The sequence below is a fragment of the Mucilaginibacter sp. genome (assembly GCF_039921305.1).
Taxonomy (GTDB): Bacteria; Bacteroidota; Bacteroidia; order Sphingobacteriales; family Sphingobacteriaceae; genus Mucilaginibacter.
In genome coordinates this window covers 1-15,949 of sequence record NZ_JBDSCA010000022.1, presented here as the reverse complement: position 1 = coordinate 15,949, position 15,949 = coordinate 1, and the positions used below count along the sequence as shown (strand labels likewise).

Annotated in this window: 15 protein-coding genes; 10 read left to right on the top strand and 5 right to left on the bottom strand. The window is 40.7% G+C overall.

Going from position 1 to position 15,949, the window contains the following annotated elements:
• The first annotated feature begins 37 nt into the window (after window positions 1-37).
• From mreC to ABIN91_RS05535, 7 genes are all read left to right on the top strand, one after another.
• Entirely contained in the window at window positions 38-877 is an 840-nt protein-coding gene (gene mreC / locus ABIN91_RS05565) for a rod shape-determining protein MreC (RefSeq protein WP_348049332.1), read from the top strand.
• On the top strand, window positions 870-1,385 hold the full coding sequence (locus ABIN91_RS05560; protein WP_348049330.1) for a rod shape-determining protein MreD: 516 nt from the start codon (window positions 870-872) through the stop codon (window positions 1,383-1,385). The genes mreC and ABIN91_RS05560 overlap by 8 nt, the downstream gene beginning before the upstream one ends.
• Window positions 1,385-3,370: a penicillin-binding protein 2 gene (gene mrdA, locus ABIN91_RS05555; RefSeq protein ID WP_348049328.1), complete on the top strand. Its 1,986-nt coding sequence runs from the start codon at window positions 1,385-1,387 to the stop codon at window positions 3,368-3,370. The genes ABIN91_RS05560 and mrdA overlap by 1 nt, the downstream gene beginning before the upstream one ends.
• The gene (gene rodA, locus ABIN91_RS05550) at window positions 3,363-4,628 is read left to right on the top strand and encodes a rod shape-determining protein RodA (protein ID WP_348049326.1); all 1,266 of its coding nucleotides are present in this window, start codon (window positions 3,363-3,365) and stop codon (window positions 4,626-4,628) included. The genes mrdA and rodA overlap by 8 nt, the downstream gene beginning before the upstream one ends.
• A gap of 150 nt (window positions 4,629-4,778) precedes the next feature.
• The gene (locus ABIN91_RS05545; protein WP_348049324.1) at window positions 4,779-5,648 is read left to right on the top strand and encodes a carbon-nitrogen hydrolase; all 870 of its coding nucleotides are present in this window, start codon (window positions 4,779-4,781) and stop codon (window positions 5,646-5,648) included.
• Window positions 5,641-6,690, top strand: a complete 1,050-nt coding sequence (locus tag ABIN91_RS05540; protein ID WP_348049322.1) for an agmatine deiminase family protein — start codon at window positions 5,641-5,643, stop codon at window positions 6,688-6,690. The genes ABIN91_RS05545 and ABIN91_RS05540 overlap by 8 nt, the downstream gene beginning before the upstream one ends.
• Before the next feature lie 57 nt (window positions 6,691-6,747).
• Window positions 6,748-7,728, top strand: a complete 981-nt coding sequence (locus tag ABIN91_RS05535; RefSeq protein ID WP_348049320.1) for a type I phosphomannose isomerase catalytic subunit — start codon at window positions 6,748-6,750, stop codon at window positions 7,726-7,728.
• Between the two features lie 114 nt (window positions 7,729-7,842).
• Here the strand turns inward: ABIN91_RS05535 and ABIN91_RS05530 are convergent, their stop codons facing one another.
• The 4 genes from ABIN91_RS05530 to ABIN91_RS05515 all read right to left on the bottom strand — a co-directional run bounded on the left by ABIN91_RS05530 (window position 7,843) and on the right by ABIN91_RS05515 (window position 12,396).
• Window positions 7,843-8,250: a response regulator gene (locus tag ABIN91_RS05530; protein ID WP_348049319.1), complete on the bottom strand. Its 408-nt coding sequence runs from the start codon at window positions 8,248-8,250 to the stop codon at window positions 7,843-7,845.
• Window positions 8,251-8,267: 17 nt separating this feature from the next.
• Window positions 8,268-9,794 (bottom strand): PAS domain-containing protein, encoded by a 1,527-nt coding sequence (locus ABIN91_RS05525; RefSeq protein ID WP_348049317.1) that lies wholly within the window; start codon window positions 9,792-9,794, stop codon window positions 8,268-8,270.
• A gap of 304 nt (window positions 9,795-10,098) precedes the next feature.
• Window positions 10,099-11,226 (bottom strand): 4-hydroxyphenylpyruvate dioxygenase, encoded by a 1,128-nt coding sequence (hppD, locus tag ABIN91_RS05520; protein WP_348049315.1) that lies wholly within the window; start codon window positions 11,224-11,226, stop codon window positions 10,099-10,101.
• A gap of 9 nt (window positions 11,227-11,235) precedes the next feature.
• Window positions 11,236-12,396: a homogentisate 1,2-dioxygenase gene (locus ABIN91_RS05515; RefSeq protein ID WP_348049313.1), complete on the bottom strand. Its 1,161-nt coding sequence runs from the start codon at window positions 12,394-12,396 to the stop codon at window positions 11,236-11,238.
• A 389-nt stretch (window positions 12,397-12,785) separates the two neighbouring features.
• Between ABIN91_RS05515 and ABIN91_RS05510 the strand changes: the two genes are divergently transcribed.
• The 3 genes from ABIN91_RS05510 to ABIN91_RS05500 are packed head-to-tail and all read left to right on the top strand — an operon-like array spanning window position 12,786 to window position 15,162.
• Window positions 12,786-13,802, top strand: coding sequence for a fumarylacetoacetate hydrolase family protein (locus ABIN91_RS05510; protein WP_348049311.1), 1,017 nt, complete (start codon window positions 12,786-12,788; stop codon window positions 13,800-13,802).
• Window positions 13,803-13,830: 28 nt separating this feature from the next.
• Complete coding sequence (locus ABIN91_RS05505) at window positions 13,831-14,244, top strand: four helix bundle protein (protein WP_348049309.1); 414 nt, start codon at window positions 13,831-13,833, stop codon at window positions 14,242-14,244.
• 30 nt (window positions 14,245-14,274) lie between these two features.
• The gene (locus ABIN91_RS05500) at window positions 14,275-15,162 is read left to right on the top strand and encodes a flavin reductase family protein (protein WP_348049307.1); all 888 of its coding nucleotides are present in this window, start codon (window positions 14,275-14,277) and stop codon (window positions 15,160-15,162) included.
• Window position 15,163: 1 nt separating this feature from the next.
• Here the strand turns inward: ABIN91_RS05500 and ABIN91_RS05495 are convergent, their stop codons facing one another.
• Window positions 15,164-15,466 (bottom strand): septum formation initiator family protein, encoded by a 303-nt coding sequence (locus ABIN91_RS05495; RefSeq protein ID WP_348049305.1) that lies wholly within the window; start codon window positions 15,464-15,466, stop codon window positions 15,164-15,166.
• Window positions 15,467-15,949 lie beyond the last annotated feature (483 nt).

The window sequence follows — 15,949 nt, the reverse complement described above, 5'->3', positions numbered from 1 at the left end:
ACTCACCATTCTCCACTCACCACTCACAACTGACGATATGCGTAACCTTTTGATATTTATCAGCAAGTACAACGCATTCTTCCTGTTTATTATATTTGAGGTTATATCGCTCATATTGCTGCTCAACTATAACTCTTTCCAAAAGGCTTCATATATCACATCCTCAAATGATGTTACGGGTGCCATAAACACTAAAGTTAGCGAGGTTACCGCTTATTTATCATTGGGCCGTGTTAATGATAGCTTAGCACGCGAGAATGCCTTATTGCGCAACCAGTTAAAAACATCTTTTTATATTGACACCCTGGCTAAACGCACCGTTACCGATACGATATATAAACAGCAATACACTTATATCCCCGCCAAGGTAATCAGTAACTCCACTAATAAACATAACAACTACATTACCATTAACCGTGGCAGTAAAGATGGCATAGCTAAAGACATGGGGGTGATATGCAGCTCAGGCGTAGTTGGTTTGGTAGTTAAAACTACCGAGCATTTTTCCAATATACAATCGGTATTAAACGGTAACGCGCGCGTAAGCGCCATGCTGGCTGATACCAAAGAGATAGGTACCTTTACCTGGACAAGTAGCCTCGATCCGCATCAGGGCTTGTTAATGGATGTATCAAACAACGTTAAACCTAAACTGGGTGAGCGGGTGGTAACATCGGGCCAATCATTATACCCAACCGGTATACCTATTGGTAAAATAAGTGACCTACATGCCAAAGAAGGCGGTTTGTTTTTAAATATGTATCTTGAATTGGCCGTTGATTACAGTAAACTGGAATATGTTTACGTGGTGGTAAATAAGTTAGCTAAAGAACAGGCTGAAGTAGAGGCCATGCCAAAGAAGGAGAAGGATGAGTAGAATAATATTGATCAACCTGCTACGGTTTGTGGTGCTGGTATCACTACAGGTGTTTTTGTTGAAGAACATTACACTTTATGATCTGGCTACGCCTTATACCTACATTCTGTTTATATTACTGCTGCCGTTTGAAATACCTAACGTGCTTTTATTCGCCCTCTCGTTTATATTGGGGCTCACTTTAGATGCTTTTTACGATACTCCGGGCCTGCATTCCGCCGCATGTACCTTACTTGCTTTTGTTAGAATATTGTTCATCAACATAACCGTACAAAAAGATGGCTTTGATAATGAGCCCGAACCAACGTTGAGTGTAATGGGTTTCAGGTGGTTTTTTGCCTATGTGCTCATCTTAACACTCATTCATCATTTTTTCCTTTTCAACCTGGAAGTTTTCCGCCTATCCGAAATACAATATACCTTAGGCAGGTTTGCACTAAGTTCAGTTTTTACAGTATTTTTGATCGTGATTTCCGGATTATTGTTTTTCAGGAAAAAGGAACGATAATGAATAATTTTTTTGAACGCCGCTACGTTATTCAGGGTATTTTTATTGTAATGGCTTTGGCTTTGCTAAGCCGTTTATTCTACATTCAGCTCATTGACGATCATTATACCGCATCGGCAAAATACAACGTTTTAAAACGAATAACAATTTTCCCTACCCGTGGGGCAATTTTTGACAGAAACGGCCGTGTACTGGTACGTAACGAGGCCGTTTACGATATCATGGTCATTCCCCGCGAGGTAAAACCATTTGATACATTAAAACTTTGCCAGTTATTAGGTATTGATAAAGCCGGGGTCGAAAAACGTTTAAGAAAAGCATTTACCTATTCAAGAGTACTCCCATCAGCATTCGAAAAGCAATTGCCACTAAGGTCTTACACCGCTTTTTCAGAACTATCATATGAGTTTCGTGGCTTCACTGGAGTGCAGCGCAGCGTACGTACTTATCCCGATTCCGTTGCAGCGCAATTTTTAGGTTATGTTGATGAAGTTAACGACAGGGATATACAGCGCTCTCACGGATATTACAAACGTGGCGATTATATTGGCCGTACCGGTGTTGAACGCGCTTACGAAGATTCGTTACGTGGCCAGCGGGGAGTACAAAACTCTTTAGTAGATTCAAAAGGTGTTGTAAAAGAAAAATACCTTAACGGATTAGAAGATACCGCCGTAGTTGCAGGTGACCCATTGATTTCTTCCCTTGATCTGCGTATCCAAAAATTGGGCGAAAAATTAATGCATAATAAAGTTGGCAGCATAGTAGCTATTGAACCTTCAACCGGCGAAATACTGGCTTTTATAAGCAGCCCTGGATATGACCCTAATCTGATGGTTGGGCGCGCAAGGGGGAATAATTTGGTAGAATTAAGTAAAAACCCATATAATCCATTTTTTGTTAGGCCCATACAGGCTAAATATCCACCGGGCTCATCATTTAAGCCTTTAAGCGCTTTGATCGCTTTACAAGAAGGCATCATCACACCGCAAACTACCTTTACCTGTAACGGCGTTTACTGGGCCGGAAATCACCCGGTTGCCTGTACGCACCACCATGGGGTTACTAATCTTAGTCGTGCGATAGCTGGTTCGTGCAATGTTTATTTTTGTAGCGTTTTTGATGAGTTGATGAACGAAAACGGATCGCAAAACACAAGGCCTAATTTTATCGATTGGAAAGGCAAAGTGAATTTGTTTGGCTTTGGCTCAAAATTAGGTATCGATTTACCGCACGAAAGCAAAGGCTATGTACCCATCCCCGAACGGTACGATAAGGTTTTTCGCGGAAGCAAATGGCGATCAAGTACCTTTATATCATTAGCTATCGGTCAGGGTGAGTTAGAAGCTACTCCATTGCAAATGGCAAATATTGAATGCGTAATTGCCAACCATGGTTATTTTTACAAACCCCATTTAATTAAGGCAGTTGGCGATAAGCAGGTAATCAGGAAAGAGTTTAAGGTGCAGAATAATGTGGGGATTGATCAGAAATATTTTGAACCTGTAATTGATGGCATGCAAGAGGTGGTTGAAGGCGGTACTGCCGCGGCTTCAAAAATACCAGGTATTATTATGTGTGGTAAAACGGGTACGGCTCAAAATAATCACGGTAAAAATCACTCCATTTTTGTAGCCTTTGCACCGCGCGATAACCCTAAAATAGCGATAGCTGTTATAGTTGAAAACTCGGGCCAGGGTGCAGAATGGGCCGCCCCTATTGCCAGCTATATGGTCGAAAAATATTTGAAAGATACCACAACAACACGGCCATCGGGTAAAACAATAGAATGGTTAAGCGCGCAGAATTTATTGCCTGCTTTGAAAACAGACGCCCCTGTTGCTGATCCCAAAAAAATCATTACCGATTCCTTAAAAAAAGTACAAACAGATAGCACAAAGCAAATAAAAAGTGCATCGCGTAAAGCAAAACGCGATACTAAGAATTTGGTAGCTGTACAAACAAAACGGAAGGAACATGAATAACCAGCGTAGTTTCTTTTTTAATGTGGACTGGATAACGGTGTTAATATACCTTGCCCTGTGCACCATTGGCTGGTTCAATATTCATGCCGCGGTTTATGATGAAACACACCCAAGCATCATTGATCCCGCTACCCAATATGGCAAACAATTTATCTGGATAATTGGTGGTGTTGTTTTGGGCGGTGTTGTACTATTGCTGGATAGCCGCTTTTTTAGCGCCCTTACACCTGTGTTTTACAGTGTTACTTTAGTTTTATTGGTACTTGTACTGGTTGTAGGCCGTAACGTTGGCGGTAATCAGGCCTGGATAGCCATCGGTACGTTCAGGTTGCAGCCATCCGAGTTTGCCAAATATTCTACATGCTTGTTGCTTGCGCGATATTTGAGTAGTGTGAATGTTAAGGTAACGGAGTTAAAATCGTTACTGATAGCATTGATGATCATTTTTGTGCCCATGATCATGATCAAAATGCAACCTGACGATGGCTCAACGCTGGTATTTTGTTCACTCATATTTGTGCTTTACCGGGAAGGCCTATCGGCAAATGTTTTGATACTGGCCGGAATATTTATAGCCTTGTTCATTTTTGGCTTGTTAATGAAGCCTATTTATATTATAGGTGCAATATTAATTATCGCAGGGACGGCAATTGCCATTTTCCGGAGAAATAAGAAAATCATACTGCTTACCAGCGCGGCCATGGTGTTATCCATCGCTTTTATTTTAACGGTTCCGTTTATCTATACCCATATCATTAAAGAACACCAACGCGTGCGTATTGACGAATGGCTGGGCCGCGCCTCAAATTTAAAGGGAGCCGGTTATAATGTTAACCAATCAAAAATAGCTATTGGCTCGGGTAAGCTTTGGGGTAAGGGCTATTTACAAGGCACACAAACCCGCTTTTCGTTTGTACCCGAGCAGAGTACTGATTTCATTTTCTGTACCGTTGGTGAAGAGTGGGGATTTGCAGGATCGGTAACGGTAGTTGGCTTATACCTCTTTTTAATATTACGGATTATTTACCTGGCCGAACGACAGCGTTCCCCTTTCTCGCGGATATATGGATATGGCGTAGCCTGTGTTATATTCTTCCATTTTTTTATCAATATTGGCTTAACTATTGGCGCCGTGCCGGTAATTGGTATCCCACTGCCATTTGTTAGCTATGGCGGTTCTTCATTATGGAGTTTTACCTTGTTACTGTTTACACTCATTAAGTTGGATTCAAACAGAATGGGTGCGATAAACTCGTAAATATTTCGGCGTTATTAAGCGATATTGTCTAAAGTCTCTTATCTGAATACCTGTCTGCCGACAGGCAGACTCAAATCTACTCTCATTTATGACACTCGATTTAACATTAAAGTTTTACTTTTGCGCAAATATTAAAACGAGGAAAGCGGTATGGCAAAAGTGAAAGTTGGCCTGGTGCAAATGAGTTGCACTGCAAGCAAGGCAGATAATCTGGCTAAGGCGATTGCGAAGGTTAGGGAAACAGCAAAAGGTGGTGCGCAGATCATCTGCTTACAGGAGTTATTTACTTCGCTCTACTTTTGCGATGTTGAAGATCATGATAACTTTAGTTTGGCTGAATCTATTCCTGGCCCGTCGACTGATGAGTTATCTAAAGTTGCGGCTGAACTTGGTGTAGTAATTATTGCTTCATTATTTGAGAAACGCGCACAAGGCGTTTACCACAATACTACCGCCGTTTTAGATGCCGATGGCAGCTACTTAGGCAAGTACCGCAAAATGCATATACCGGATGATCCGGGTTTTTACGAAAAATTTTACTTTACCCCCGGCGATTTGGGTTACAAGGTTTTCAAAACCAAATTCGCTACCATAGGTGTATTGATCTGCTGGGATCAATGGTATCCGGAAGCGGCCCGTATTACCGCTTTAATGGGCGCCGAGATCTTATTCTATCCAACCGCCATAGGTTGGGCCTTAACACAGGATGAAACGACCAACGTTGAGCAATACAACGCGTGGCAAACCATACAACGCGGGCACGCTGTTGCTAATGGCGTTCACGTCATCGGCATTAACCGTGTTGGCGAAGAAGCAGGGGTTGAATTTTGGGGTGGTTCTTTTATATCAAACCCCTTTGGTACCATACTTTATCAGGCATCGCATAACAAAGAAGAGAATATCATCCATGAATTGGATCTGAATAAAACGGATTATTATAGGACACATTGGCCTTTTTTACGTGACAGACGCATTGACTCATACCAACCTATAACAAAGAGACTTATCGATAATGATTGATCTGACTAAAACTCCTGCATCACAGGGATTTATTTTTCCTGCCGAATGGGAAAAGCAAAGGGCTATGTGGTTAAGCTGGGTTCACAAAGAGGAATCGTGGCCAGGTAAGATCGAAACTGTTTATCAACCTTATTGCGAGTTTATTAAGGTGGTTTCTACCGGGCAATTGGTGCGTATTAATGTGGTTGATGCTCAAATGGAAATGTTCGCTAAAGAGCAATTAGATAAAGTTGGGGCTGATCTGAATAAGATTGAGTTCTTTCATTTTGCAACCAATGATGCCTGGTGCAGAGATCATGGTCCGGCATTTTTAGTTAACCGTAAAACTAAGGAAAAGGCTATTGTTGATTGGGGATATAATGCATGGGGCGGTAAGTATCCGCCGTTTGATCTGGATGATGTTATCCCGACACAAATCGGGAATCATTTCGGTTTACCAGTGTTTAATCCTGGCATCGTGATGGAAGGTGGCTCGGTTGATTTTAATGGGGCAGGTACCTTATTAACCACTACCGCCTGTCTGTTAAACGAAAACCGTAACCCTAATTTAAATCAGCAGCAGATAGAACGATACCTGCACAATTACTATGGCGTTGAGCAAATATTATGGCTTGGCGATGGTATTGTTGGTGACGATACCGACGGGCATATTGACGATATTACACGTTTTGTAAACAATGATACCGTTGTTACTGTTGTTGAACAGAACAAGAACGATGATAACTACCACTTGCTACAAGAGAATTTAGATACACTTAAAACAATGCGCCTGCTTAACGGCAAGCAACTAAATATTGTGGAATTGCCAATGCCCAAACCGGTAATTTATGATGACCAGCGCTTACCGGCATCGTACGCTAATTTTTATATTAGCAACGCGGCGGTAGTTGTTCCAACCTATCGTGATAAGAATGATGATAAGGCTTTGCAAATATTAGAACAATGCTTTCCCGATAGAAAAGTAGTGGGGATAGATTCTACAGATATTATTTGGGGCCTGGGAAGCTTCCATTGTTTAAGCCAGCAGGAGCCCGAAGTTTAAATCGTTTTGATAACAAGTATTAACTTATATATTAGCATCTTACAATAAAACAAAGCTATGTCGGCATTATATCCATTAAAATTTAAAACCATTTATAAAGATAAAATTTGGGGCGGTCAAAAAATCAAAACCTATTTAGGTAAAGATTTTGGGAACCTGCCAAATTGCGGCGAAACCTGGGAGATATCGGGAGTAAAATCTGATGTATCTGTAGTAAGCAGCGGGGCTTTACAAGGTGAATCTTTAGCGGATATTTTGGAAAAATATAAAGACCAACTGGTTGGTAAAAAGGTTTACGACAGGTTTGGCAACATCTTCCCGTTATTGGTGAAGTTTATTGATGCTAACGATTGGCTTTCCATCCAGGTCCACCCTGATGATGAACTGGCTAAAAAACGCCATAACTCATTCGGTAAAACCGAAATGTGGTATATTATTGAATCGGATCCGGGTTCAACCCTGATCGCTGGCTTTAATCAGGAACTTGACGAGAAGAAGTATCTTGAAAAGTTTAATAGCGGTCATTTAGAAGATATCCTGAATAAGGAAGAAGCTAACGCCGATGATGTTTTCTTTTTACCAGCCGGACGCGTACATACTATAGGTAAAGGATTATTATTAGCCGAAATCCAGCAAACCTCAGACATTACATATCGCATTTATGATTTTGATCGTGTTGATGACAAAGGCAATAAACGGGAGCTACATACAGAAGAAGCCCTTGCTGCTATAGATTACAAACAATACCCCGATTATAAAACCCGATATAACCCTGTTAAAAACGAGGATGTACACTTAGTTACCTGCCCTTACTTCACTACCAATGTGATGGATTTTACTGAAGGAACTACAAAGGATTACTCAAATTTGGATTCGTTTGTAATACATGTTTGCGTTGCCGGTGCCTATACTATTACACATGCCGGTAATACTTATAATGTAAAAATGGGCGAATGCATATTGTTGCCTAACACTGTAAATAACATTATTATTAGCACAACTACCGGTTTCAAAATACTTGAAAGCTATATTGAATAAAATTTATTCGATATAACTAAAAACAGACAGGCCTAACAACGGCATAACGAGCTAAAAACAGAAATCAGGGCAATTCAAAATAAAGAAGGGCAGGTTCAACCGCCCTTCTTTACGTTATGCTGCCAATTGAAATAGCTTCAATAGTTTATCGTAAGAAACTGGTTTTACCACATAATCAGTAATATCAGCAATAGCTTTAGCTCGTTTAATATCCTCATCATTTATAGATGAGCTTACCATATAAACGGTGATCTTTTTACTCAGTTGGGGTTTAATTTTCGCATAATTATCCATAAAATCCCAGCCATCCATTATGGGCATGGTGATATCTAAAAAGATAACATCAGGAAGCTGGTCGTTATTTTCGGGGTTCATTAAAAACTCAATGGCATCTTTACCATTACGGAATTCGATCAAATTAGGGCACAATTGCTTTAAATTGATGAGTTTTTTTATTCCGTATACATAGATCTCGTCATCGTCTACTACGCAAACGGTGTTAATAGGTTTTACAATAGTCATTCGTGTTATAGGGGAATTTATATTAACTTAATTATAAATGTTGTGCCAACATTTACGGTGCTTTCAATTTTAATAGTTCCGCCTAACGACTCTATCTGGTTACGGGTGATAAAGAGACCAATGCCCTTTGCATTGGCGTTTTTATGGAAGGTTTTATACATCCCAAAAACCTTGTCACCGTATTTTTCCAGATCGATGCCGAGGCCATTGTCGGCAAAGGTTAAATAAGTATGCCCAAGTTCCAAATAAGTTTCACAAATTATTTGTGGTTTACGATCGGGATGCCTGTATTTAAGCGCATTAGTTATTAAGTTTAAGAAGATACTTTCAAGGTAAGCTGGCACATAATTTACTGTAGGGCAGCTGGTAAAATCACAACAGATTATAGCGCCCGTTTCGGCCACATTATTATCAATAGCGTTTATGGTATTGTTAAAAAAGTCCTCAAAATGCAACTCCTGCTTTTCGTTTGATATCTCTGTTTGTATCTTAACAATCTGGTTTAAATGCTCAATGGTATTGGCCAGGCTCTCGCTAATGGTGCGGATGTTGTTAAAGATCTCTTTCTGATCCTCAACTTCGCTAACCTCCTCAAATAAATTCACCATAAATTGCAGATTACCTGTATGTGAGCGCAGGTTATGCGATACAATGTGTGCAAAGTTTTGCAGGCGACGATTTTGATCGCTTAACAAATCAACCGAATTATGTAACTCAAGCTCTCTTAATTTAGCTTCGTTAATATTTTGGAATATCCCGCGAAGGGCAATGCATTTACCATGCTCATCAATAATAGGCACACCTTTGGTGCGTATCCATATCACATTATCCTTAGCGGTTTTTATCTGCAATTCCAGATCATATGCTTTGCAATGTTCAATGGCGTTATTAACTGCCGTAGTTATGATATTGCGATAAGGAGGCTCATAAAAGTTGATAGCATTGCTAACATTTATATCAGTATCGTGATCCAACTCATGAATCTCATAAATCTCGGGCGACCAGAAAAGATCATTTGTTTTGGTATCAAATTCCCAGCCGCCGATATGTGCTATTTTGTTGTTTTCGCGTAACTGAATTTCGTTACGCTTAAGTTTGATCTCGTTACGTTTTTTGGTATCAATATCAATAATACCACCAATCATCCGGGTTAGTTCGCCGTCTTTATCTGGCCAGGCCTTACCCGAGCTTTCATACCAGTGATAACCATTGGCTTTGGTAAGCAACCTCAATTCAACTTTGTAAGGAGTATTGGTTTTAAGATGGCTCTGAAATGCATTAAACACCATCTCGCTGTCATGCGGATGAACTATTTTTTGAATAAAAATAAGGTAATTAGATTCCAGCTCGCCGTAGGCATAGCCTAGCAATTCACAAAACTTAGGCGACCACCAAGCCTCATTCGTAGTAATACTACGCTCCCACAAACCTGTATTGGTACTCTCAATCAGGTTATGCAACTGTTGGTTTACCAGGTATTGATCAGCAAGCGCATAAAAGCCCATTGGGTTATCACCAATACTCATGTAAGTTTCATCAGACATACGTTTTCGCAAACCAATAGTATTAACAGCTTGGAGTTAATAATAACGGCTATATTATAATATCTTGTTATAAATTGCAATCAAAACACGATGCCCAATCACCCGCACACATTAACTTTTAAGCATCAATTGGTTATAATCAGAATCAAAAAAAGAATGCAAATAGCATTCAACACTAATCACAATTATTATATGGTTTGGTAAAAATATAAATATTAATGGTAATACAAAAATTACAAAGTGAATTATGCACAAAAAACCCGGGATATACCCGGCTCATTATTAAAGTTTTAGCGGTAACCGATTACAAATTCCCCCTTAACTCTTGTTCGCGTTCAATAGCCTCAAATAAGGCCTTAAAATTACCGGCTCCAAAGGAGCGGGCTCCTTTACGCTGGATGATCTCAAAGAAAACCGTAGGCCGGTCTTCAACCGGTTTGGTAAATATTTGTAATAAGTAACCTTCATCATCCCGGTCAACCAAAATACCTAACTTTTTAAGCGGTTCCAAATCTTCGTCAATATGACCAACACGATCTACCAAGGTATCATAATAAGTTGTTGGAACGGTTAAAAACTCAACACCACGGCTTTGCAATTTGGTTACAGTATCAACAATATCATGCGTTGCCAGGGCTAAATGCTGTACACCTTCGCCTTCGTAAAATTCGAGGTATTCTTCAATCTGGCTTTTCTTTTTGCCCTCCGCAGGTTCATTTATTGGAAACTTAACGTAACCATTTCCATTACTCATTACCTTGCTCATTAAAGCGGAGTATTCTGTTGAAATGGCTTTATCATCAAAGGTGAGGATGTTTTTGAAACCCATTACATCTTCATAAAAATTAACCCACTGGTCCATTTTATGCCAGCCTACGTTACCCACGCAATGATCTACGTAAAGTAAACCTGTTGGCTCGGGATTATAATCCGATGTTATAGCTTTATAGCCGGGTAAAAATGCACCAGTATAGTTTTTGCGCTCAACAAATAAGTGAACGGTTTCGCCATAAAGGTAAATACCGCTGGTACGTACCTCACCATGCTCATCGGCAATAGTTTGCGGCTCTTGAAATATCCTGGCACCCCGACTAACGGTTTGCTCAAAAGCATCATAAGCATCATCAACCCAAAGGGCCAGTATCTTTACACCATCGCCATGTTTTTTAACATGCTCGGCAATCGGGTGATCGGAGTGCAAAGGTGCAGTTAGTACCAAACGTATTTTACCTTGTTGTAAAACGTACGATGCCCTATCCCTAACGCCTGTTTCAGGTCCGGCATAAGCCAGGTTCTGAAAACCGAAAGCCGTTTTATAAAAGTGCGCTGCCTGCTTGGCATTACCTACATAAAACTCTACATAATCTGTCCCGTTAAGGGGAAGAAAATCGTTAGTCTTATTTACCGGTTTATCTATTGTTTGTGTTTCCATAATTAGGTATTAGCTTGTTTGCCAGCTTTTATAATAGTTTTCGTCTTCAATTTTTATGGCTTCTTCGGTTATCATCAAGGGATGAAAGGGGTCTATCATTACAGCCAGTTCTTCTGTCTTTTCTTTCCCGATAGATTTCTCGACAGTACCCGGATGCGGACCATGCGGGATACCACCAGGATGCAGCGTGATCTGTCCTTTTACCACACTCTTACGGCTCATAAAATCGCCATCCACATAGTATAAAACCTCGTCGCTATCCACATTACTGTGGTTATAGGGAGCAGGTATAGAATCAGGGTGATAATCGTACTTGCGCGGCACAAATGAACAGATCACAAAATTATTTCCTTCAAAGGTTTGGTGTACGGGTGGTGGCTGATGTACACGCCCCGTGATCGGCTCAAAATCATGAATAGAAAACGCCCATGGGTAATGGAACCCATCCCAACCAATAAAATCGAATGGGTGGGTACCGTATATGTATGGATAGATCAGTCCTTGCTTTTTGATCAATATTTTAAAATCGCCTTTTTCATCATGGGTAACCAGGTTGATTGGTCGCTTAATATCACGCTCACAATAAGGCGAATGCTCCATTAATTGCCCGTATTGGTTACGGTAACGCTTAGGCGGACGAATTGGGCTAAAACTTTCTACAATGAACAATCGGTTATCTTCACTATCAAACTCCAATTGGTAAATAGTTCCTCTCGGTACAACCAAATAATCTCCGTATTCAAATTTGATCTCACCAAAACCCGTCTTTAATGTACCTGAGCCCACATGAATAAAAATAACCTCGTCAGCCTGGCTATTCTTATAAAAGTAATCCGTCATAGATTTACGCGGAGCGGCCAGAGAGATATGAAGATCTTTATTTACCAACACAGGTTTCCGGCTTTGCAGGTAATCGTCTTCAGGCTTTACATTAAAGCCGATCAGACTGGTGTGTTTAAGATGCTTTTCGCGGGCTATTTTAGGCTCTACCGAATAAGGTTCGCCTAATTCTTTAACGATAGTTGGCGGATAGCAATGATAAACCAGCGAATACAAGCTCGAAAAACCTTCGGTAGAAACCAGTTCCTCGGCGTATAGCTCACCATCGGGCTTCCTGAAAACGGTGTGCCTTTTATGCGGAATGGTACCCAATGTATGGTAAATAGGCATATGCTTTATTTTTAGGTTTAAATAAGTTGATAAGGTTTGAAAGCTAATTGGTGTTACTTTCGGGATAGAAGAGAATTTGCTGATGCTTGAATTGATTTGTAAAGCAACAGCTTACAAGGGTTCAATCCCGAAACAGATCAACAAAAATTATAGCGAATATTGCGCGAAGATAATTTTGGTAAGCATAGCATACCTAAACTCCGATGCCACATTGGTTGCAATGAGCCCTTGTTTAAGATATTGACACTTATTAAAATTCATATATTGGTACAACAAAGTTAGATGGAATTAGTTTATTATGCAAGCATAATTTTTTGAGCCAACTATTGGAATTGATGATTGTAAATTGTTTAAATTTGAGTAACCATTAACCAACAAATTCAACCTGTATGAAACTCGTATCCTATAAAACAGAAGAGCGCGAACACCTGGGTGTTTTTATAAACGGCCATATTTACAACCTGAATAGCTGCGATAAACTGATTCCCGATAATATGCGGGATTTTTTATTTGAGGGCGAGGAGTTAATGGAACACGCCAAGCGCGTTAACGAAGATATCCGATCGGGCAAGATACAGGCCAAAGAGGAGTTTTTTTACGAGGTTATCGCTCCCGTTCCACACCCAACATCTTGCCGGGATGGGTACGCCTTCAGGCAGCACGTGGCCGCGGCACGCCGTAACCGCAGGGTTGATATGATCCCTGAGTTTGACCAATACCCCATATTCTATTTCACCAATCACAACGCCATACAAGGTCCCGGTGATATCGAATGCATGCCCGATCATTTCGAAAAGCTTGATTTTGAACTCGAAGTAGCCGTAGTGCTTAATAAAAAAGGCCGTAACATCCGCGCAAGCGAAGCCGACAGCTATATTGCAGGCTTTATGGTAATGAACGACATGAGCGCACGCACGCTGCAAATGGAAGAGATGCTGCTCAACCTTGGCCCCGCTAAAGGAAAAGATTTTTCTACCGTTATTGGCCCCTGGTTGGTTACTCCCGATGAATTGGAGCAATATAAAATAGCACCAAAAGATGGCCATACCGGTAACGCTTACGATTTGAAAATGAAATGCTGGGTTAATGGCACACAGGTTTCAAACGGATCAATGGCGGATATGGACTGGACCTTCGCCGAAATCATAGAGCGTTGCGCCTACGGTTGCGATGTATTGCCCGGCGATGTAATAGGCTCTGGCACGGTTGGTACCGGATGCTTCTTAGAGTTAAATGGTACCGGCTTATTGAATGATGCCAGCTACAAAACCCAATGGCTTAAAGACGGCGACATAGTAGAAATGGAAATAACAGGCTTAGGTATACTAAGCAACACCATCATCAAAGCCAAAGACGAGTTCTCAATTCTAGACATCAAAAAGGGAAATGAAGTTGGAATGTTGTAAAGTTGAAAGGTTATAAGGTTTATTTTTAATGGCTAAAGTTGATCGTTTTGAAGATTTAGATATTTGGAAATTAGGGGTATCTATCGCGGTGGATGTTTATTTACTTTGTGATAATGAACCGCTAAAATCCGATTGGGGAATGAAAGATCAGATTAGACGAGCAGCGTGTTCAATATCAGACAATATTGCCGAAGGCTTTGAATATAATAACAATCCAGATTTTATCAGATATTTAAAGTATGCAAAAGGTTCTTGTGGCGAATTTAGGAATAAGATAACCATTCTTAGTCTGGCTGGTAAAATCTCCAACGAAACATTTGACACCTTCTACTCCAGAAGTTTTGAACTTTCTTCCAAAATAAAAAGCCTGATAGATTATCTAAAGAAATTCGAAGCTGCTAAAAATACAAATGAAAAAACGAAGCTCCTGGGTAACGTTTAACTTTCCAACCTTCTAACATTACAACAAAAATTGAAAACCGTCAAAGTTGAATCACTATCCATAGCCGAGCTTCATAATTATATAAACCACGCCATCGCCCCAAGGCCGATATGCTTCGCCTCGACCATTGATAGTGCGGGCAATGTTAATTTAAGCCCGTTCAGCTATTTCAATGTATTCAGCGTTAATCCGCCTATTTGTGTGTTTTCACCGTCAAGGCGGGTGCGCGATAATACCACCAAGCACACACTCGAAAACATCCTCGAAGTACCTGAGTGTGTGATCAATATTGTGAACTACGAGATGGTTCAGCAAGCCTCGTTAGCCAGTGTGGAGTATCCCAAAGGCATAAACGAATTTACCAAAGCTGGCTTTACCGAGTTACCTTCCGAGTTAGTTCGCCCGCCAAGAGTTGCCGAATCGCCCATACAATTAGAGTGTGTGGTTAAAGATGTAATATCTTTAGGGGAAGGCCCCGGCTCTGGCAATTTGGTTATTGCCGAGATCAAACGCATCCACTTAAGTGATGACATTCTGGACACCGATGGCAAAATCGTTCAGCATAAAGTTAACCATGTGGCCCGTTTAGGCGGCGATTGGTATTGCCGTGTAACTGCCGATAACTTGTTTAAAGTAGCTAAACCCGTTACCACAATAGGTATTGGCGTTGATGCCCTACCAAAAGCTATCCGTAACTCAAATGTATTAACCGGGAATAACCTTGGCCAATTAGGTAATGTAGAAGCCTTACCATCAGACGAAGAAATAGAAGCTTATAGCCAAACTGATGAGATCAAACAACTGCTTGATGCAACCATCGGCGACAGCCAAACCCGCGATCTTCAATTACATTTAAAAGCCAAACAGTTATTGGATGAAGGTAGAGTAAATGAAGCCTGGAAAGTATTGCTGATATAGCTTACTTTTCCTCTTTCTCCTTCTTCACAATCACAAAAACATCCTCGTTATCCTTCTTCATCAAATATTTCTCGCGGGCAAATTTCTCCAGCTTTTCGCGATTAGAAGTTAACTCATCCAGATCTTTAGAAACCTGGGCGGTTTCTGTCACCAAAAAGTCGCGCTGCTTTTGCAACTCAACCACCTGGTTATGCTTCGTATATTGCGAATACAGATCGTTCTTATCTAAAAACAACAACCAGGCAATAAAAGCGATGGTCACTAAAAAGAACTTATTCTTAAGCAGATCTACAAGCCGTTTCATAGCAACTAAATTAATAATTTATCCGGTTAAAATTATTTCAAAATTGTGAGTTTAGCAACTTGGGGTTATTAACTTGTTAACAGTCAACAAACCCTGACCGTCATTTCGAACGAGGTACGAGAGAGAAATCTTCTGCATGGGACACGATCACTTGCAAAGCCGCGCGCAGAAGATTTATCAATCGTTTCGAAATGACAAAGAGTAAAGGGGGGATATTGTAAGAAACTTTAATACTTTATTTACTCAATCCCATTCAATCCCTCATTCATTCAATCCTTCAATCATTAACAAAGGGGGGGGAATTGTAAGAAAATATTTAGTCCCTGCGGGCCCTACTCCTAAACTCACCATGCTTCTTGGCACCACCACGGCCAGCACTACTGCCGCCGCCACGTGGACCACCGCCGCCACCACCTTTTTTAGCACCGCTACCCTTAGGCGCAGGGCCTAAATGCGGAGCTTTCATTGGGTAAGGATGTGAAT